Source organism: Flaviaestuariibacter amylovorans (assembly GCF_039541815.1).
Classification (GTDB): Bacteria; Bacteroidota; Bacteroidia; order Chitinophagales; family Chitinophagaceae; genus Flavisolibacter; species Flavisolibacter amylovorans.
Window position 1 is genome coordinate 125,433 of record NZ_BAABGY010000001.1, and the last position, 17,718, is coordinate 143,150.

19 protein-coding genes are annotated in these 17,718 nt (G+C 62.0%); 14 read left to right on the forward strand and 5 right to left on the reverse strand.

Features of this window, described 5'->3' with window-relative positions; translation table 11 throughout:
- Positions 1-25 precede the first annotated feature (25 nt).
- On the reverse strand, positions 26-907 hold the full coding sequence (locus ABD937_RS00565; RefSeq protein WP_345252631.1) for a LysR family transcriptional regulator: 882 nt from the start codon (positions 905-907) through the stop codon (positions 26-28).
- An 89-nt stretch (positions 908-996) separates the two neighbouring features.
- Between ABD937_RS00565 and ABD937_RS00570 the strand changes: the two genes are divergently transcribed.
- The 5 genes from ABD937_RS00570 (at position 997) to ABD937_RS00590 (ending at position 4,847) form a co-directional block, all read left to right on the forward strand.
- Positions 997-1,251, forward strand: coding sequence for a CBU_0592 family membrane protein (locus ABD937_RS00570; RefSeq protein WP_345252632.1), 255 nt, complete (start codon positions 997-999; stop codon positions 1,249-1,251).
- A gap of 20 nt (positions 1,252-1,271) precedes the next feature.
- Positions 1,272-2,399, forward strand: coding sequence for a chromate efflux transporter (gene chrA, locus ABD937_RS00575; protein WP_345252633.1), 1,128 nt, complete (start codon positions 1,272-1,274; stop codon positions 2,397-2,399).
- A 227-nt stretch (positions 2,400-2,626) separates the two neighbouring features.
- Positions 2,627-3,196, forward strand: a complete 570-nt coding sequence (locus ABD937_RS00580) for a hypothetical protein (protein ID WP_345252634.1) — start codon at positions 2,627-2,629, stop codon at positions 3,194-3,196.
- A gap of 103 nt (positions 3,197-3,299) precedes the next feature.
- Positions 3,300-3,632 carry a DUF1801 domain-containing protein gene (locus ABD937_RS00585; protein ID WP_345252635.1) on the forward strand — a complete coding sequence of 111 codons (333 nt, stop codon included), beginning with the start codon at positions 3,300-3,302 and terminating at the stop codon, positions 3,630-3,632.
- 132 nt (positions 3,633-3,764) lie between these two features.
- Positions 3,765-4,847 (forward strand): endonuclease/exonuclease/phosphatase family protein, encoded by a 1,083-nt coding sequence (locus ABD937_RS00590; RefSeq protein WP_345252636.1) that lies wholly within the window; start codon positions 3,765-3,767, stop codon positions 4,845-4,847.
- Between the two features lie 86 nt (positions 4,848-4,933).
- Here the strand turns inward: ABD937_RS00590 and ABD937_RS00595 are convergent, their stop codons facing one another.
- Positions 4,934-5,305: a hypothetical protein gene (locus ABD937_RS00595; protein ID WP_345252637.1), complete on the reverse strand. Its 372-nt coding sequence runs from the start codon at positions 5,303-5,305 to the stop codon at positions 4,934-4,936.
- Between the two features lie 194 nt (positions 5,306-5,499).
- On the opposite strand from ABD937_RS00595, the gene ABD937_RS00600 reads away from it, so the two are divergent.
- The 4 genes from ABD937_RS00600 (at position 5,500) to ABD937_RS00615 (ending at position 8,478) form a co-directional block, all read left to right on the forward strand.
- Positions 5,500-5,637, forward strand: coding sequence for a hypothetical protein (locus ABD937_RS00600; protein WP_345252638.1), 138 nt, complete (start codon positions 5,500-5,502; stop codon positions 5,635-5,637).
- A gap of 125 nt (positions 5,638-5,762) precedes the next feature.
- Positions 5,763-6,863, forward strand: coding sequence for a hypothetical protein (locus ABD937_RS00605; protein ID WP_345252639.1), 1,101 nt, complete (start codon positions 5,763-5,765; stop codon positions 6,861-6,863).
- A gap of 61 nt (positions 6,864-6,924) precedes the next feature.
- Positions 6,925-7,731, forward strand: coding sequence for a hypothetical protein (locus ABD937_RS00610; protein ID WP_345252640.1), 807 nt, complete (start codon positions 6,925-6,927; stop codon positions 7,729-7,731).
- Between the two features lie 48 nt (positions 7,732-7,779).
- Entirely contained in the window at positions 7,780-8,478 is a 699-nt protein-coding gene (locus tag ABD937_RS00615; protein WP_345252641.1) for a hypothetical protein, read from the forward strand.
- 103 nt (positions 8,479-8,581) lie between these two features.
- On the opposite strand, the gene ABD937_RS00620 is transcribed toward ABD937_RS00615, so the two are convergent.
- From ABD937_RS00620 to ABD937_RS00630, 3 genes are read right to left on the reverse strand one after another with little or no spacing between them, the layout of a single operon-like run.
- On the reverse strand, positions 8,582-9,106 hold the full coding sequence (locus ABD937_RS00620; protein WP_345252642.1) for a hypothetical protein: 525 nt from the start codon (positions 9,104-9,106) through the stop codon (positions 8,582-8,584).
- The gene (locus ABD937_RS00625; RefSeq protein ID WP_345252643.1) at positions 9,103-9,912 is read right to left on the reverse strand and encodes an ABC transporter permease; all 810 of its coding nucleotides are present in this window, start codon (positions 9,910-9,912) and stop codon (positions 9,103-9,105) included. The genes ABD937_RS00620 and ABD937_RS00625 overlap by 4 nt, the downstream gene beginning before the upstream one ends.
- 48 nt (positions 9,913-9,960) lie before the next feature.
- Positions 9,961-10,875 (reverse strand): ABC transporter ATP-binding protein, encoded by a 915-nt coding sequence (locus ABD937_RS00630; protein WP_345252644.1) that lies wholly within the window; start codon positions 10,873-10,875, stop codon positions 9,961-9,963.
- Positions 10,876-11,094: 219 nt separating this feature from the next.
- Between ABD937_RS00630 and ABD937_RS00635 the strand changes: the two genes are divergently transcribed.
- From ABD937_RS00635 to ABD937_RS00655, 5 genes are all read left to right on the forward strand, one after another.
- Entirely contained in the window at positions 11,095-11,688 is a 594-nt protein-coding gene (locus ABD937_RS00635; protein ID WP_345252645.1) for a PepSY domain-containing protein, read from the forward strand.
- A 122-nt stretch (positions 11,689-11,810) separates the two neighbouring features.
- Positions 11,811-12,386, forward strand: a complete 576-nt coding sequence (locus tag ABD937_RS00640) for a DUF4256 domain-containing protein (protein WP_345252646.1) — start codon at positions 11,811-11,813, stop codon at positions 12,384-12,386.
- 261 nt (positions 12,387-12,647) lie between these two features.
- Positions 12,648-14,288, forward strand: coding sequence for a hypothetical protein (locus ABD937_RS00645; RefSeq protein WP_345252647.1), 1,641 nt, complete (start codon positions 12,648-12,650; stop codon positions 14,286-14,288).
- A 56-nt stretch (positions 14,289-14,344) separates the two neighbouring features.
- A complete protein-coding gene (locus ABD937_RS00650) occupies positions 14,345-15,070 on the forward strand; it encodes a hypothetical protein (protein ID WP_345252648.1) in 726 nt (241 codons plus the stop codon).
- Between the two features lie 108 nt (positions 15,071-15,178).
- Complete coding sequence (locus ABD937_RS00655) at positions 15,179-17,611, forward strand: DUF4982 domain-containing protein (protein ID WP_345252649.1); 2,433 nt, start codon at positions 15,179-15,181, stop codon at positions 17,609-17,611.
- Positions 17,612-17,718 lie beyond the last annotated feature (107 nt).

A 17,718-nucleotide genomic window follows, 5' to 3' on the forward strand; every position in this document is an offset into this window, starting at 1 on the left:
ATCGAGAAACGACTACCCGTCCGTTTCATTCGAATTTTTTTGCCGTGGCCCGCGCCACTTCCAGCACCCGCTTTACAGCCGGCTCGTGATCGTCTCTGCGCCAGGTGACGTAGAGGCTCGTGCGCTGCGGTAGTGGAATGAAGCGGACGTCGGGCGGTGCGCCGAAGGCATAGGAGCCAGGCAGCACCGACACGCCGAGCCCGCGCGCAATGAGCCCCATGATGACGCCGCCGAAGTCGGATTCGATGTGCACGTCAGGGACAAAGCCCTCGTCCTGGAAAAGCTGCCGGAGGCCCGACACGTAGTGTGTGCCGTGGTGAAGCCCCGATAAAATGAACTTCTCGTTGCGCAGGTCATGCAGCCCGGTGAACTGTTCCTTGGTGAGGCGGTGGCCTGCGGGCACGATGAGGGCGAAGGGCTCTTCGTACAGTAATTCCGACGACAGCGCGGGGTTGTGCGCCGGGTCGCGGCGGAAGGCGATGTCCATCTGGTAATTCAGCAGCAGCTGCTCGAAGCTCGTATCGGTGGGCTCCACGAGCTCGATCTTGAGCTCCGGCAGCTCGCCCGCAATGCCCGACACGAGCTCGGGCAAATAGCCATAGGACAGGGAGCCGGGGTAGCCGATGCGGATAAAGCCGAAGCTGCCCTCGTGCAGGCTGCGTGCCTGGCGGTGGATGCGGTCGATGTCTTCGGTAAGGCGGCGCCACTGCTCGTAGAGGAAGCTGCCCGCCCGGGTGAGCTTCACGCTGCGCTTGCTGCGCTCGAAGAGCTGCACGCCGAGCTCGTCCTCGAGTGCCTTGATCTGGCGGCTGAGGGCCGACTGTGTGATGAAGAGCTTCTCGGCGGTGCGCCAGAAGTGCAACTCCTCGGCGAGGGCGATGAAATACCTGATCTGCTGCAGCTCCATTTGATTGATCCGTTTTATGCATTAGTCAATGAAGGATCGGCATTGCTGCGGCCCCCGCATTGCGCGTGCTTTGCACTAAATTAAAGCGGATGCCACTAGCCAGGAAAATAGCGATCGAGGCGGCGGGATGGACCGGCGCCGTCTTCTCCCTTTCGGCCTACAGCCTCAACAGCCTCGACCTCATCGAAAGCCAATCCATCGCGTACCTCGTGATGAACATCATCGGCTGCGCCTTTCTCATCATCTACGCCGTGTGCAAGAAGGCCTATGCGAGCTGGGTGCTCAACGGCATCTGGCTGCTCATGACGGCCGTGGCGCTGGTGAAGATCTACGGCATGCCGTAGCGCCGCATCTTTGCGCGAGCATGTCTTCCCGCAACGAACGAATCAACGAACTCGCCCGCCTGTTCGGGCGGCTGGGCATCATTGCCTTTGGCGGGCCCGCGGCCCATATCGCCCTCATGCGCGCCGAGGTGGTGCGCCGCCGCGGCTGGATCGACGACACCCGCTTTCTTGACCTTGTAGGCGCCACCAACCTGATCCCCGGGCCCAACAGCACCGAGCTGGCCATGCACCTCGGGCAGGAGCGCGCGGGCTGGAGGGGACTCATCGTAGCCGGCTGCTGCTTCATCCTTCCTGCTGTAGTCCTTACTGCCGGCATTGCCTGGGCATATCGTCGTTATGGAGCGCTGCCCGCCGTGCAGCCCTTCCTGTACGGCATCAAGCCGGCCATCATCGCCATTATCCTGGCGGCCGTATTTCCACTGGCGAAGGCTTCGTTCAAAAGCGCGGGGCATGCGCTCCTCGGTGGGGTAGCGTTGCTGGCTGCGCTACTCGGTACACCGGAACTGGCCGTGCTTTTTGGCGCAGGCTTGCTGGGGCTCGCCGCCGCACTGGCGAGGCGGGCGGGGACGGTGCACCAGGGTATTGGCTTCTTTCTCCTGCAGGCCCTGCCTCCTTCCGCAGCCACGGTCGGCAGCACCAGCCTTTTTTTCACGTTTCTCAAGATCGGCGCCCTGCTCTATGGAAGCGGCTATGTACTGTTCGCCTTTCTCGACGAGGCGCTGGTAACTACCGGTATGCTCACGCGGACGCAGCTCGCCGACGCCATCGCCGTGGGCCAGTTCACACCGGGACCGGTGTTCTCCGCGGTCACCTTCGTGGGCTACCAGGTGGGTGGGTGGAGCGGCGCGGCAGCGGCCACGGCGGGCGTGTTCCTGCCGGCCTTTCTCTTTGTGGCGCTGCTCAACCCGCTGGTGAAAAGGCTGCGGACATCAAAGCCCTTCGCTGCTTTCCTGGATGCCGTCAACGTAGCGTCGGTGGCCCTTATCGCTGCCGTCTGCATCGATATGGGGCGTGCAGCGCTTACCGACTGGCGCACCTTTCTGATCGCCATTGCGGCTGCGATCGTGACGTTCGGGTTCCGGAAAATCAACAGCGCCTGGGTAGTGCTTGGCGGGACGCTTGCAGGCTGGCTGCTGGCGCAGGTGTGAGGGCGGTTGCTAAGTTTCTCTTAAAGCGATGATGCCCAACGGCGGCCTCCGTATCTTTTCGACGGGCGGAAGCACCAAAGCCGCACGCACACCTGAAGCCGATCTTCCCGCTGTTCTTTCTCTTGCAGCGACGGACGCAGCAATGGGTGTTGCCGGTGCCCCTTATGCGCCCCCAACTTTATCACCAGCAATCGCTACTTATGAACAGGATATTTTTATTTCCCCTCATGCTTCTGCTACTCGGCGCCTGCGGCGGTTCGGCGCGGCGGCAGGAAGGCCCGGTTGTGGGCGCATCCAAGGCCGACGACGCCTACTTCAGCAAGCGCGCTTCCACTGATCTGCTCTCCGAGTTGTGGGCCGATACACTGTCGCGGTCGGCACCGCTAAAAGCCCTCGACGGGCAGGTGCGGGCGATGGCAGCGCAAAAGGCGGATTCGCTTGCGGCCTACGATGCGTACACCCGGTACAGTACCCGGTACTATGCAGATGCGGAACGGTATGCCGCATCGATCGGCGACACGGTACTCCGCGGCCGGGTACTTGCCCTGGTGCGGAGCAGCCGCGACGCGCAGGCCCGCCGTACGGCCGGCCATACCGCACTCGACAGCAGCCTTCAAAAGCGCGAGGCCGCCATCGGCGATGTGCACGGCATGCTGAAGTTGCTGCTGACCCTGCCGCTGATGGAGCGGTACCAGCAGCAAAAACTGCCTTCGCGGACGCCGCTCGAACAGCTTAACCGGAGCTGGCAGCACCTGGAGCAGCGGCTGGATTCGCTGCGCCGCACCAGCGGCGGCTGAGCCCGCTTCCCGTAGTTATGCGGCAGCCCGGCGACCCGTTGTTCCTGCGAAGCCACGGATGTGCCCCTCGTAGCTTAACTTGCCGCTCACGAACCCATCCCGCATGAACCCTGAAGTCAGCCGCTATATCAGCGAAGCCAGCGAGGCCCAGCGTCCGATCCTTGAGGCGGTGCGCCGCATCGTGCACAACAGCGTGCCCGGCGTACAGGAAGATTACAAGTGGAGCCGGCCGGTGTTCCGGGCTGCGCAGGACTTTGCCTACCTCAAGACCGCGAAGGCGTACGTGACGCTCGGCTTCTACGACGCCCTCCGGCTCCGGGATCCCCAGAGCCGGCTCGAGGGAACGGGAAAGGGGATGCGTCATATCAAGCTCCGAACCCTTGCCGATGTAGACGAGCTGTTGCTTTCGGAGTGGCTCCGTACCGCGGCTTCCTGAAGCCCGGCCGCCGCCGCATCAAGCCCGGCCGTTTGTTGGCAACATTCTTGAATATTCCCTAGTGGAAAGGCCCTGCCGGGCAAAGCGATCAACAGTATAGGAAATGGCCGAATCACAAACGAAGGGAAGTATATGGATACCTGGTACGTCATATCAGCGCTGCTGCTCATTGTGACGTCGGTGCTGGCCTTCGTGCCGCATCCGCACTGGATGTTCCGCATCTGGGAGTTTGGCCGCATCCAGGCCTTCGTGCTGCAGCTGATCGTGCTGGGGCTCGGCTTCTGGCTGGTGGAGCGCGGTACGTCCTTCTGGGTGCTGCAGGGGGCGCTGCTGCTGCTGGCCGCCAACAATTTCCGCATCCTTTTTCCGTATACGCAGCTTTATCGCGGAGCAAATGCCAACAAGGCGCAGAAGCGCAGCGAGAGCTGCTCCATCCTCTCCGTCAACGTCTACCAGTTCAACACGGAGTACGACCGCCTTGTCGAAACGGTCCGGAAGCACAATCCCGACGTCATCCTCACCATGGAATCCAATGCCGCCTGGGAGCAGGCGCTGTCGGTGCTCGACCGCGATTACCCGCGGTACCAGAAGGTGGCGCTCGAGAACACCTACGGCATGCACTTCTGGACGCGCCTTGCCGTGCATCGCCTGCAGGTGCACTACTTCGTGGCCGACGACCTCCCCAGCATCGAGGCAGAGCTCTCCTCGCCCGACGGCACCCGCTTTACCCTGTTCGGGGTGCACCCCGCGCCACCGAGCCCCACCGAGGAGCCGAACTCGAAGGAGCGCGACGGCGAGCTGCTGTCGGTAGCCAAGAAGGTGAAGGACCTCAAGGGACCCGTGCTGGTGGTGGGCGATTTCAACAACGTTGCCTGGGCCCGCTCCTCGGTGTTGTTCCGCAAGACCTCGGGCCTCATCGACCCGCGCATCGGCCGTGGCTTTATCTCCACGTACCACGCGCGCTACCGGCTGCTCCGCTTCCCGATCGACCTGTTCTTTCACTCCACCGAGGTGTTCGTGGAGGAGTTCTGCACCCTCGATCCGGTAGGCTCCGATCACCTGCCGCTATATTGCCGCTTTTACTTCAACAACGACAGCCCCGTGCAGGAGGCCGCCGTAGAAGACCTCGAGCCCGGGCAGATGTCCGAGGTGAACGAGATGATCGAGGAAGGCAAGGAAGAGGAAAGCGACCGGCCGGCCGTAGCGAAGGAATGAGGACATAGTTGATGAAGGCGGCCGGTACTGGTCATGAGACATGAGATTCCGGCCATAGTGACCTTCCTGCTCACGCCAGGCGCTCCCTACTGTTTCCCGTTCAGCGCTGCTTCGATCCGGTGCTGCATCTCCACATAGGCTTCCTCGCTCAGCAGCACCTCCCGCTTCAGGTAATAGACCGTTGGCTTGTTGCTGTACCTGGCCTCGTGGAGGCCGGGGCTGGCGCCCACGAACTTCCAGCCGTAGAGCGTCAGCACATTCACCAGGTCGGGCCCGTAAATCAAAACGCCGCGTTTGGGTCGCACGAACAGCGAGTGCAGGCTATCGGGAAGGTAGTGCTCCGCGCGGCCGTAGTTCACCTGCGCGTCCGCCACCTCGCATACGATTTCGAGCCGGCGCTGCGCATGTCCGGCGGTGCCCGCGCCGAGGAGGCAGAGAAAAAGTAGTGCTGTCTTCATCTGTCGGTGTTTGCCGGTAAGGTAGGGTTGCCGGGTTTAAGGAATCCTTAAAGTGCCCGGGCAAGCAGCGCGTGGCGGGCTTCAGCCGGACCCGGCCTCAGGCCCCCGAAGGGCACCCAGCCTCGTTTTCCGGCAAAAAGCGTACTTTTGCGGCCGGGCCACCCGCGAAGGGGCGGCTCCTAAATCGAGCGACCATGGAGGTGAAAAAAGCAATGTGGATGGTGATCCTGATCGTTGCCGTAGCGGCAACCCTCATCCTCGCGAACGTCTACCTGAACAGCGACTACAGCGACCCCGCAGACTTCGTGGACCAGAAATACCAGGAAGAGTAAGTCCTGCCTGCGCATGCCGCGTATTGGCCAACCGGTTTCCTGGAACCCGTGGCCGGCTACACCGGCGTCTGCGCTACCGGAGGCGAGCGCGCAACACGCCCACTTCAAGATAGCCTGCACCGATAATGCCGTTCGCTGACGCCGCAGCACTTACTGCCGGCCCCGGAACCCGGAAGGCGCTGCTGTTTACCCGCAGGCACCCGCATCCCGACTGCATCGGCACTGCTCCCGAACTTTTCCTACATTCAGCACCCGGCCGGCGCATCAACGGCCACTTTTTTTTCGATATGACAACACCCGGTCCCTCACAGCGCCCGCTGCCCGAAGCCTACGAAGGCACCATCAGCGCAGCCGAATACAACGACATCATGAACCTCGCGCTGCGCTACCACGAGGAGCACGGCATCGCCGTTACCGGCGAAGCGGAAGGCACGCTCATCACCGAGATGAACGACCAGCAGCAGCACCGTTTTCTCGACAACCTCGTGCGCCTGCTGGCCATTAGCGAAAAGTCGGAATGGAAAGAACTCATCTGGGCCCACTTCGATAAGCTCAAAGACCACAGCGCCGCCTACGCGTTCCTCTACAAGGACTTCGAATATGCGGAGCCGCTGCTCCGTGTGCTCGTGAAGCCAGGCGACTTCGAGCCGGGCCTCGACGCCGACCTCGATGGCTTCGTGCACCGCGAAGACCTGCCCGGCACCTGGTCCTTCCTCATCATCGAGTACGAAGGGCAGCTCGACTACGTCTCGCGCGACGATATCGGCGAGTGGGAGAAGCCCGAGGAGGAGCTCTTCGCCTCCGCCATCGCCAACACGCCCGCCGAAGAGATCGAGATCGAGGAATACCTCTTTGCCGAGCGCTTCACCGTATACGGGATCTTCAGTGGCGACTATGCCGCGGCCCTCGTGCTTGACCTCGAGCGCCGACTGCCCGACGCCATCGGCCCCTACGGCGCCCTCGTGGCCGTGCCGTCGAAAGGCGCCGCCTTCGCGCATCCCATCGCCACGAGCGACGTCATGGAGCTGGTAGGCGCGCTCTATGCCAACGTGGACCAGATCTGGAGCGAAGGGCAGGGTCCCATCAGCCGCGACTTCTACTGGCTTTATGAAGGACAGTTCGAGTTGTTTCATGTAGCGGAAGACGAGGAGGAGGGTGATTACATCGAAATGCCCGCGCGCCTGCGCGAATTGCTGTCGGAGGCCGAGGAGGAGGACGAGGAATAAGCCGGGGCGGGGACGCTGCTCCTGTAAAGCAGCACGTAGCTTTAAGCATATCTGACCATACATGCCGCGCACCACGCACCGTCGTCATTCCACCTCCGCCCGCAAATCGCCCGGCGATGCTTTTTCCGATTTCGTCAAGCGGGATTTTTACCGCCGCCTCGGCTGGATCGCAGCGGGAACCGTGCCGCTCGTACTCCTCGCCAGCGAGCGCGGGCCGCTCCGCTTCGTCTGCCTGCTGGCCTTCCTCCTGGTGGCCTTCCAGGTGATCATGCTGATCGCTTCGGCACAAGAGACGCTGGATGCCTTTTTCCCGCCGAAGGGAGCGCACCGGCGGGGGGAGCGCGCTTCCCACCGCTATCTTACCTATTTCGCCAGCGGGTATTTCATCCTGTCGATCGTGCTGCTGATGACGCAGCTGCGTCGTATCGACGATACCCTCGGCGGAATGCGGCTCTTCTGGATCGCCGGTGCGGCAGGGCTCCCGCTGGCGCTGCTACTCACCTTCCTGGTACGCCGTCTTGCCCCCTCGGTATACGACGAAGGGGGCGAGCATCGCTTTACCATGCACTTTGGCTTGATCGTCGGCAGCTTCCTGCTAGGCCCGTCGGTGGCCAGCCACATCAATTACTCCGGGCCGGGAGCACCCCTGCACTGCATAGAGACCCGCTTCATAGAAAAGACCACGTCCTCGCGGAACAAGGTTTGCTACATACACATCGAAGCCGGTGAAGGATCCACGGAGCGGCTGGAGGTGTCGGGTGATCTGTTCGACGCCCTGCCTGGTGCCGGCGCAGTAATCCTGTGCACCCGCACCGGCGTCCTGGGCTTTCCGGTAGTGGAGACCGTACAGCCGGCAGGAGCCCGGTAGCCCGTTCCCGCTCATAACGTGTTTCCCGGCCCGCCCTATCTTTAGCCGATGACCGACGTATACGACTTCGGGCTGGCCCCCGACCCCGCTACGGAGAAGCACGCAACCTTAAGCCGCCTCAACAAAAAGACCGAGCCTTACCGGGCCCTGCTGTCGGAGCTGATCGACACGGCCTTCCGGGTAAAGACGCGCCGCGCCGTCGACGAGGCCGACCTGGCCGTATGGGAACGGGGTCTCAGCGCGCCGCACGTGGATGTATTCAGTCACTATACCGGCCGCTTCGTATCGGCACTGTCGCATGAATTACCGTCGGTACAGGAATGGCTGATCGGGTTCGTGGCGCATCCGTCGGCAAAGGTCCGCCTGAACCTGGTCACCATCATGCTGCACCATCCGAACGACCGCGTGCTCGACACCGTACTCGCTGCCGGCCTGGCCGACAAGAGCGCCACCGTGCGCGCGAAGGCCGCCGACGTGATCGAGCGGGTGGAGCGGACGCACTTTGCCGAACGGCTTCCGGCGCTCATTGCGGCCGAGACCAGCGATAAGGCGAAAGAAACCATGGAGCATTGCCTTTACTGGCTCACGCACGACTACCAGGTATACGACCGCACTGAGCGCGGCTACAGCATCTGGGTAAAGGTGGCCACGGGCATGACCGGCCGTACCATCAGCGAGGCGGAATACCAGGACCTGGAAAAAACGGTGGCCAGGATCCGGGCGGAACACGATGAATTGTATGGTTGAGGCGCATCAACCGCGTAGGGCCGGCAGCGCACCGATCTATAAAGCGAGGCAGGCCGTCGACGCGGAAGTGTGTCCTTGTAGATCTACGGGCGGGCGCGCTGATCTATTTGTCGAAGGGCTCCAGCCTCGGCTTCTTTCGGGGCGGCAACACCAGCTGCGGGCTCAGGTCCGGTAGCACCTCCTGCAGCCTGCGCGGGCCGTACACGCCGGTATCGAGGAACATCCAGTCTTTTCCTTCGTTGCGCGAAATGGCCACCAGCGTGCTTTCCACGGTCATAAGGCCGAGCGGGGTGCGTACCGTGGTGCTTTGCGGTACCAGCGTCTGCAGCTCCTTTCCATGCGTTACGATGGGCGCCGGGCTGCCGATGGAGTACCGTGTGAACCCCGCGCCCATCCGCTTCATCTTCTGGTGGGCCGAATCCATCTTGGTCCGCACCCGCTCCGCGCCGCCGCCGAAGGCGATCACGTTGGGATGCGCGCGGCGCGCGAAGGCGGCAAAGTCGTTTTGCATCACCGCCGTGGCGAGCTCCATCGCCTGCACCTTGATGCGGGTGGGTAGCGGCTGCGCACCGCCCCGGAGCGGCAGCAGCAGGAGTGCAAACGAGAGGATGGTAATAATACGGATCACAGGTCGCGCTTTTTGTTGATGCGGTAGCAGATCGCCCAGATGAGCGCGGTCAGCAGCACCGTGTACAGGATGTGGATGTTGGCCTGGCTGACGAGCGCGTCCCACTCGTCCTGCTTGCGCACGAACCAGCGCGGGTAGGGGATGAGGCGGTCGGAGATCTCCAGCGGCAGGTATTCGCCGATGCCGCCTGCGTGCTTCTTGGCCATCGCCACCAGGTAGGGCTCGAGCGGGAAATAATAGAACAGGAAGGCGCCCAGCGCCAGGAAGGCCTTGCGTACAATGAAAGCGATAAGGTGGGCGAAAGAAAGCTGCGAGAACGTCTGCAGGAAGAAGAGGCCGATGTAGCGGCTGCCCTCGTAGAAATACTTGCCCGAGCCATCGGTGTTGAGTGTGCCGATCATCAGCGCGGTGCCGGTGTACAGGAGGGTGACGACGAGGCTTACGATGGCCACGTCGATGACCTTGCTCGTCATGAACTGCGAGCGGCTCCAACCATCTATGATGTTCTGCCGGTGCGTTTTATACGTATACTCGTTGGTGATGAACATGATGACGAGCACCGACGGCAGAAACACGAACACCGACGAGATGAAGGCTACGGTCTGCCAGGCATCGGGGAACGCGAAGGGGTTGTTGAGCATCTTCAGCAGCGGTCCCATCTGCGGGTCTTCGAGCTGGTCTTTATAGCCGCTGGTGTACAGCACGTAATTCATGCCCGGGTAGGCGAGTGCCACGATGACCAGCATCCACCAGAAGGCGGGATACTTTTTTATTTTCAGCCACTCGGTTCTTATGAGGTTGCCCATGGTCGCTTGTTTGGAGCTTTTTTGATCGGATTAGGTATTGCGGTCGTTTCAGGAGGCGCTGCCTTCGGCATCGCCGGTGAGCTCGAAGAAGCGGGCCTCGAGGCGCTTCTTCTTCAGCAGCAGGTGCGAGAGTACGATGCCCTGGCTGAAGCAGTGGCTGTTGATGGCGTCGAGCTGCGCCGAGCGCTTGGGAAGCGTGAACTGCACGGTGCCCGCCGCGCGGTCGATGTGGTGGCCGCTGCCGAAGGAGCGCACGGCCGCTGCAAGCGCGTTGAGATCCGCGGCGCCGAGCTCCACCACGTCCTCATCCTGCATCACCTCGTTGACCTCGCCGGTGACCACGAGCGAGCCTTTCTTGAGGATGGCTACATGGGTACACACCTTTTCCACCTCGTCGAGCAGGTGGCTCGCCATGATGATGGTATGCCCCGCATTCTTCAGTTCGGTGATGAGTGCCCGTATTTCTGCGATACCCACCGGGTCGAGGCCGTTGGTGGGCTCGTCGAGCACCAGCACCCGGGGGCTGCCCAGCAGGGCGGCGGCGATGGCGAGGCGCTGCTTCATGCCGAGGCTGTAGGTCTTGAAAGCGCTCTTGCGGCGCTCATGGAGCTTTACCTGGTGGAGCACCGCTTCGATGTCGGTCCCGGTACCGCGCCCGCTGATGCTTTGGGTGATGCGCAGGTTGTCGACGGCGGAAAGGTAGTGGTAGAAGTTCGGCGTCTCTAGCAGCGAACCGATGCGGCGGCGGCCTTCGGGAGAGCCGGGCTGTCCGAACCAGAGGAAGGAGCCACCGTCGGCCTTCAGCACGTCGAGGATGATGCTCAGCAGGGTGGTCTTGCCCGAGCCGTTGGGCCCGAGGATGCCGAAGACGCTGCCTTCGGGCACGCTGAAGGAAACATCCTTCAGGGCCTGCACCGGGCCGTAGCTTTTCCGGACCTGCGATAGGGAGAGAACCGCACTCATAGGGGTCTGTTTGATGATGGGATAGAAGTATTAAAAAGCACTTTGCACTACAAAGTAAGTGCAATATTTCCGAACCGGCGGGACATTCGTCATAATTATTTTTTTCGGGGTTGCCGTCCTGCCTTGCCCACGTGGCGCGGCCTCTGGCCGATGGCTTACCTTTGGTGCGCCCCGGCACGCCCGCTCCCTGCCCGGCGCCCTGCCCGAAAACAACGACCCATGCAGCCCCACAACCGTCAGCAACAGGCCCGCCTTCTACGCATCTCCCGTAAGGTGCACCGCACCACGGGCGCGCTGCTCTTCGCCTTCTTTTTCGTTGTTTCGGTTACCGGCCTGCTGCTCGGGTGGAAGAAGAACAGCGGTGGCTACATCATGGCGAAGTCGCATTCCGGTACTTCTACGAACCTGGCCGACTGGCTGCCCATCGACAGCCTGCACCGCAATGCGCTTCGGATCTACCGCGACTCGATCAGGGCTGGCGGCTCGCCTGCGCTCGACCGGATCGACATCCGGCAAGACAAGGGCATGGTCAAATTCGTGTTCGTCGACGGCTTCTGGGGCATCCAGCTCGATGGGGCCACGGGCCGCCTCCTGCACATCGAGAAGCGGCGCTCCGACTTTATCGAGAAGGTCCACGACGGCTCCATCCTCGATCACTACTTCGGAACCGGCAGCGTCATCAAGCTGATCTATACCACCGTGATGGGGATCGCCCTGCTGGTTTTTACCGTTACCGGCTTCTGGCTGTGGTATGGCCCGGGACGCATGCGCCGGCAGGCCGCGCGCAGCCGGTCCGGCGCCGGCGCGTCCTAATACCGAATGCCGTATTTTAGTCCTGGCTGCCGTTCCTGGACGACCCGCCAGCCCGGCCCGAGGCCGGACGCCGGACGCACCCGGATGGTGTGGGCTTATCCCAATCAACGACACGTTTGCATATGGCCACTACAACAAAGAAATCGAAAGCGGCAACCGCTCCGGCGCACGAAGGGCTGCTCGGCATCCTGAAAGCCCGTTTTGAAAAGCATCTGCACCGCCACCCCGGCATTGACTGGAACAGCGTTGTTGCAAGGCTCAACGCTGCACCCGTAAAACTACAGGTGCTGGAGGAGATGGAGCGCACGGGTGGTGAGCCCGACGTGGTGGGCGCCGACCCGGCTACGGGCGCCCTTATCTTCTTCGACTGCGCTCCCGAAACACCGGCCGGCCGCCGCAGCGTTTGCTACGACGGCGACGCACTGGCCGCCCGCAGGGAGCACAAGCCGGCGCACAGCGCGGTGGGCATGGCCGAAGATATGGGCATCGCCCTGTTGAACGAGGAGCAGTACCGTTTTCTGCAGGCCCTCGGCCCGGTAGATCAGAAGACCTCGAGCTGGATCGCCACACCGCCTGCCATGCGCAAGCTCGGGGGTGCGCTCTTCGGCGATTACCGCTACGGGCAGGTGTTCTTTTACCATAATGGCGTACAGTCGTACTACGCGGGCCGCGGCTTCCGGGGCGTTCTGTACGTGTAAGCAAAAAGCACTGCCGTATGCAATCCTTCTTTGTGCTGCATCTCCGAGAGTATGCAACCGAACCTGTTTCCGAGCCGCCTGCTCCTTGTGCTGACGCCAGGTGTCGTACTGATCGTACTTTTCTTTCTGATCCGGTATCTGCACCCGGCAGCGGTGGCCGATCCATCGCCATGGGTGCAGCATAGCCATAAGCCGGCCGCTCCGAACAACCATTCAAGGCCAGGGCAGCCCGCAGCGCCGAACACACAGCCCCGACTGACTATGAATAATTTCCTTCTTCGTTGCTTCACTCCCGCAATATTACTGGCAGGCTGCGCCCAGATGCATTCCACTGCTCCCGCGGTGCCACCGCCCTTTCCGCACGGGCCGCTGGATTCGGCATACGTATCGCTGCGGCCCGCCGTACAAACCTTTTCCATCGACAACCGCAAGCCGGTGCGCATCCGCGCGGCCCGCGGAACCGAGGTGCTGGTGCCCGCGGAAGTGTTTACGAATGCTGCCGGTGAAGCGGTGGCCGGGGTGCAGGTGGAGGTGGTGGAGACACTGTCGCTGCCGGAGTTCGTGGCCGGTGGCCTGGCTACACATTCCGATGGCCGCCTGCTCTGCTCCAATGGGATGGTGTACCTCAACGCCCGCGCCGCCGGAGAGCCTTTGCAGCTGAAGCCGGGCAGCACGCTAACCGTATCGATGCCGACAATGGGCGCAGCGGGGCGCTTCGAAATGTTCCGCGGCGACGGCAAGAACTGGACTGTCGACAGCAGCATGACCCGGCTTGATTATGCGGTGCCGCTTCCGCTGCATCTCCTGTACCCGGAAGGCAACGAGACCTTCCTGAAATGCATCTCCAGCGTTGGTGGCGCCAACGAGCAAAATTTTTACCTGGATACCAACATCGTGAGCGTAACGCAACCGCAGTACGAAGGGACAGTCATCGCCACCGACGAGTTCCGGCAACGCATCGGGCATTTATGGGGGATGATGGAGCAAATGAGTTATTTCACCAACCGGTCGTATCACTACAGTCTGGAGACGGGCTGCGGGCATCAGTATAACTACGATATCTGGCGGGTCTATTACGATCACCCCGAGCGGTCCTTCCGTGCCTCCGACTCGATCGCGAAAGCGATGTACCTGGCCTACTTCCGCGCCAACAAGGAGCGGATCGCGGCTTTTTGCGAAGAGGTGAACCGGCACAAGCGCAAGCAGTTCTCCAACTGGACCGACACCAATTACTACTTTGATTTCCGGAAGCATTCGCTCGAGGAGCAGTTCATGCGGCCGCTGCGCGATTTTCCCGTGTCCGATAAGGAACTCCCACGCCTCGATCCGCGCGGGGTGGACCTCGCTGCCGCCGACGCCTTCGACCGGTTGCGCGCGAAAGGCGTTCCGGTAGCGGAGTGCAACGAACTCCTCAGCTATCACTTCCGGCGGGAGGCCATCCTCCGCGCCCTGCAGCAGGAGCGCGACGCCGCGGGCAACCGCGAACGGATGGAGCAGGTGTACGGGTCTACGGTTTTTGCCACCTCGCAGATGGGCTGGATCAACTGCGACCGGTTCTACGACGATCCTGCCGCCGGCAAGGCATCGATCTACGTCACCAGCAGTCCGGGCACAGCGCTCGACTACATTGACTATTCGCTCGTGATCCCGGCGCTGAACGTGCGGCTGTCTGCATTTATCGATAGCGCCGGGCGCTGGTCCTTTACCCGGAAGGAAGGGGCTTATACAAAGCTGCCGATCGGGCAGGAGGCCGTCATTACCGGTGTGGCGGTGCAGCGCGATTCGGTGTACTTTGCCAGCCGGAAGATCCGGATACAGGATGGCCTGACGGTGGCGCTACCGATGAAACAGCTGCACCGGAACGATCTGAACCGCGCGCTCACCGAGGCCCTTAAGCCCTGATGGAACGCGCAACCCACAACGCTCCCGAAGCATCTTGCCCGATAACCCGACACACCATGAACCGAAACCTGCTGATCCTGTTCTGCCTGCTCCTGACGCTCCGCTCGACCGGCCAGGACGACGATATCCAACGGCCGGATGACATCCGTGCGAACCGCGTGCGGACGCGCACGACCCTGCTGGGCGGGGGAAGTAGATCGACCATCGTATCGAGCTTTGACCGTGCCGGGCGGCTCACCCGGTGGGTGCTTACGGATAATGAGACGGGCAAGAATCCGCAGGTGACGATCGTATACCGGTATGACAGCAGCGGCAAAGCGGTGGCCGCCACCTCGATCAGTACTACCGATACGCTCCATTCCGCGTATGAATACGGGAGTGACCAACAGCTGCGCCGGAAGATCACCCGCTTTCCGAACGGCACCTTGCAGGAGCTGAGCGAGTTCACCTACAACCCGAAATTCGAACTCGTGTCGCGCTATTGGGACAATGGAGAGGTCTACCGCCAGGATAGCAGCTTCTACGATGCCCAGGGGCGTGTTGCACGCTACAGCGGTGTCGACGAGAGCGATACGTTAGTGCGTAACTGGAACTATTTGCTCGAGCACGAAACGGATGCGTCAGGCCGCCTGCTCCGCCAGGTCACCCGGTCGGAAGGAAAGATCATCCTGGTGGAAGATTTCGGCTACGACGCGCGCGGGCTGTTGCTGTTTAAGGAATCGACGCACAGCATGATGGGTGGTTTCAAGTCGAGGGAGCAATACACCTACACGTTTTATTGACCGGCTGCCCGGGCAAGGCTGATGCAGTATTCCCCACATTCCTGCCCCCTTGCACAGGATAGCCCGCTACCGGCAACTCCCTATCTTTCGCCTTCCAAACACATCGCTATGCGTTACCGGTTTTTCGTGCTAGCCCTTACCGTCTTTTTTGCGCAGTTCGCCGTTGCCCAGCCGCGCACCGTTACCGAGCTATCGGAGGGCTGGAAGTTCAGCCGCGGGGCCCACGAGGGCGCCGCCGCGCCGGGCTTCAACGACGGTGGCTGGGAAACGGTGTCGGTGCCGCACGACTGGGCCATCCGCGGGCCCTTCGACAAGGAGATCGACAAGCAGGTGGTGGCCATCACGCAGAACAACGAGAAGGTGGCCACCGAGAAGACGGGCCGCACCGGGGCGCTGCCTTATATCGGCGAAGGCTGGTATCGCCGCAGCCTGAGCGTTCCCGCGCTGCAGCCCGGCCAGCGGGCGCTGCTCTTCTTCGAGGGCGCCATGAGCGAGCCGCGCGTGTACCTCAACGGCAAGCTGGTGGGGCAGTGGAACTACGGGTACAACTACTTTCACATCGACATTACGGAGCACGTTGCCGCGGGCGGCAGCCATTTGCTTGCCGTGCACCTGCGCAACGTAGGCGAGTCGTCGCGCTGGTATCCCGGAGCAGGGCTCTACCGGAAGGTGCACCTCATTATCAAAAATGCGGAGAGCATCGCCGAGTGGGGCCAATACATCACGACGCCGGTCGTGAACGCAGATGGGGCTAAGATCAATATCCGGACGAAGGCGTCGGGCAAAAATCTCCGGCTTGAAACCGAGATCCTAGACCCGGCCGGCACGACCCTGGCCGAATACAAAAGCGATAATTTTTTCCAGGGTGAGGTCAGCCAGGATATCCATGTATACCGGCCGATGCGCTGGAGCCCTGAAACGCCCCACCTCTATACCGCCATTTCACGTCTCTACGCCGATGGCCAGCTGCGCGACTCGACCCGGACCCGCTTCGGCATCCGGTCGATCAGCTACACACCCGCCACCGGCTTCCAGCTTAACGGAGTCACACGCAAGTTCAAGGGCGTGTGCCTCCACCACGACCTCGGCCCGCTCGGCGCCGCTATCAACACGGCCGCCCTCCGCCGGCAGCTGCGCATCCTCAAGGACCTGGGCTGCGATGCCATCCGCTCCTCACACAACATGCCTTCGCGCGAGCAGCTCGAGCTTGCCGACGAGATGGGCTTTATGTTCCTCGCAGAAAGCTTCGACGAGTGGGCGATGCCGAAGGTGAAGAATGGCTATGCCCGCTTCTTCCATACCGATGCGGAAAAGGACATCGTGAACCTGGTGCGCGCCACGCGCAACCACCCTAGCATCGTGATGTGGAGCTCCGGCAACGAGGTGCCCGACCAATGGGGGGCCGAGGGCGCCAAGCGCGCCAAGTGGCTGCAGGACCTCTTCCACCGCGAAGACCCGACGCGCCCGGTAACCGTAGGCATGGACCAGGTAAAGGCCACCATGCAATCGGGCTTCGGCGCACTGCTCGACATCCCCGGTATGAACTATCGCGTGCATCTTTATGAGGAAGCCTACAAGGCCTTCCCGCAAGGGCTGCTCCTCGGGTCTGAAACGGCGTCCACGGTGAGCTCGCGCGGCATCTACAAGTTTCCCGTGGTGAAAGCGATCGAGAAGCAGTACCCCGACTACCAATGCTCGTCTTATGACCTTGAGTATTGCAGCTGGTCGAACCTCCCGGAGGACGATTTCATTTTGCAGGACGACAAGCCCTGGGTGATCGGTGAGTTTGTGTGGACCGGCTTCGACTACCTCGGCGAGCCAACGCCTTACGATGATAAATGGCCGTCGCGCAGCTCCTACTTCGGGCTTGCCGACCTGGCCGGGATCCCGAAAGACCGCTTCTACCTGTACCGCAGCCGCTGGAATACGACGAGCCCGACGCTGCACCTGCTGCCGCACTGGAACTGGGCCGGCCGCGAGGGGCAAACGACGCCGGTATTCGTGTATACGTCTTATGACTCCGCCGAGCTCTTTGTGAACGGCAGGAGCATGGGCGTGCAACGCAAGCGCACCGATTCGTCGGCGCAGCACCGCTACCGCCTTATGTGGATGGACGTAAAGTACGCCCCCGGCACCGTGAAGGTGGTGGCCTTTGGCACCGACGGGAAGCCCGCCGCCGAGAAGACGATGGTGACCGCCGGCAAGCCGTACCGGATCGTGCTGGAGCCCGACCGCGACACCCTGCAGGCCGACGGCAGCGACCTGTCGTATGTGACCGTATCGGTAGTGGACCGCCAGGGCAACTTCTGCCCGACGGCAACAGAACAACTACGGTTCGACGTCAGCGGCGCCGGCACCTACCGCGCGGCCTGCAACGGCGACGCCACTTCGCTGGAGCTCTTTCACCTGCCCACGATGAAGACCTTCAGCGGCAAGCTGGTGGTGCTGGTGCAGTCGAAGAAGGAAGCGGGGAGCATCGAGCTGCGCGTAACAGGCAAAGGCCTGAAAGAGGGTCGCGTAGCGCTTCGGTCGGTGAGGTAAGCCAGATGTTTACCGTAAGTATACAAGGAGAGCCGGTGCGTAAGCACCGGCCTTTCCTTTTATCCGCTGGTTCAAGTGGCAGCCGGATCTTTGCTCGTTCCGGTAAA

What these genes read in the sequence shown, in the direction of transcription:
- ABD937_RS00565 (WP_345252631.1), bottom strand. Translation starts at nt 907, where the DNA reads ATGGAGCTGCAGCAGATCAGGTATTTCATCGCCCTCGCCGAGGAGTTG.
- ABD937_RS00570 (WP_345252632.1), top strand. Translation starts at nt 997, where the DNA reads ATGCCACTAGCCAGGAAAATAGCGATCGAGGCGGCGGGATGGACCGGC.
- chrA (WP_345252633.1), top strand. Translation starts at nt 1,272, where the DNA reads ATGTCTTCCCGCAACGAACGAATCAACGAACTCGCCCGCCTGTTCGGG.
- ABD937_RS00580 (WP_345252634.1), top strand. Translation starts at nt 2,627, where the DNA reads ATGCTTCTGCTACTCGGCGCCTGCGGCGGTTCGGCGCGGCGGCAGGAA.
- ABD937_RS00585 (WP_345252635.1), top strand. Translation starts at nt 3,300, where the DNA reads ATGAACCCTGAAGTCAGCCGCTATATCAGCGAAGCCAGCGAGGCCCAG.
- ABD937_RS00590 (WP_345252636.1), top strand. Translation starts at nt 3,765, where the DNA reads ATGGATACCTGGTACGTCATATCAGCGCTGCTGCTCATTGTGACGTCG.
- ABD937_RS00595 (WP_345252637.1), bottom strand. Translation starts at nt 5,305, where the DNA reads ATGAAGACAGCACTACTTTTTCTCTGCCTCCTCGGCGCGGGCACCGCC.
- ABD937_RS00600 (WP_345252638.1), top strand. Translation starts at nt 5,500, where the DNA reads ATGGAGGTGAAAAAAGCAATGTGGATGGTGATCCTGATCGTTGCCGTA.
- ABD937_RS00605 (WP_345252639.1), top strand. Translation starts at nt 5,763, where the DNA reads ATGCCGTTCGCTGACGCCGCAGCACTTACTGCCGGCCCCGGAACCCGG.
- ABD937_RS00610 (WP_345252640.1), top strand. Translation starts at nt 6,925, where the DNA reads ATGCCGCGCACCACGCACCGTCGTCATTCCACCTCCGCCCGCAAATCG.
- ABD937_RS00615 (WP_345252641.1), top strand. Translation starts at nt 7,780, where the DNA reads ATGACCGACGTATACGACTTCGGGCTGGCCCCCGACCCCGCTACGGAG.
- ABD937_RS00625 (WP_345252643.1), bottom strand. Translation starts at nt 9,912, where the DNA reads ATGGGCAACCTCATAAGAACCGAGTGGCTGAAAATAAAAAAGTATCCC.
- ABD937_RS00630 (WP_345252644.1), bottom strand. Translation starts at nt 10,875, where the DNA reads ATGAGTGCGGTTCTCTCCCTATCGCAGGTCCGGAAAAGCTACGGCCCG.
- ABD937_RS00635 (WP_345252645.1), top strand. Translation starts at nt 11,095, where the DNA reads ATGCAGCCCCACAACCGTCAGCAACAGGCCCGCCTTCTACGCATCTCC.
- ABD937_RS00640 (WP_345252646.1), top strand. Translation starts at nt 11,811, where the DNA reads ATGGCCACTACAACAAAGAAATCGAAAGCGGCAACCGCTCCGGCGCAC.
- ABD937_RS00645 (WP_345252647.1), top strand. Translation starts at nt 12,648, where the DNA reads ATGAATAATTTCCTTCTTCGTTGCTTCACTCCCGCAATATTACTGGCA.
- ABD937_RS00650 (WP_345252648.1), top strand. Translation starts at nt 14,345, where the DNA reads ATGAACCGAAACCTGCTGATCCTGTTCTGCCTGCTCCTGACGCTCCGC.
- ABD937_RS00655 (WP_345252649.1), top strand. Translation starts at nt 15,179, where the DNA reads ATGCGTTACCGGTTTTTCGTGCTAGCCCTTACCGTCTTTTTTGCGCAG.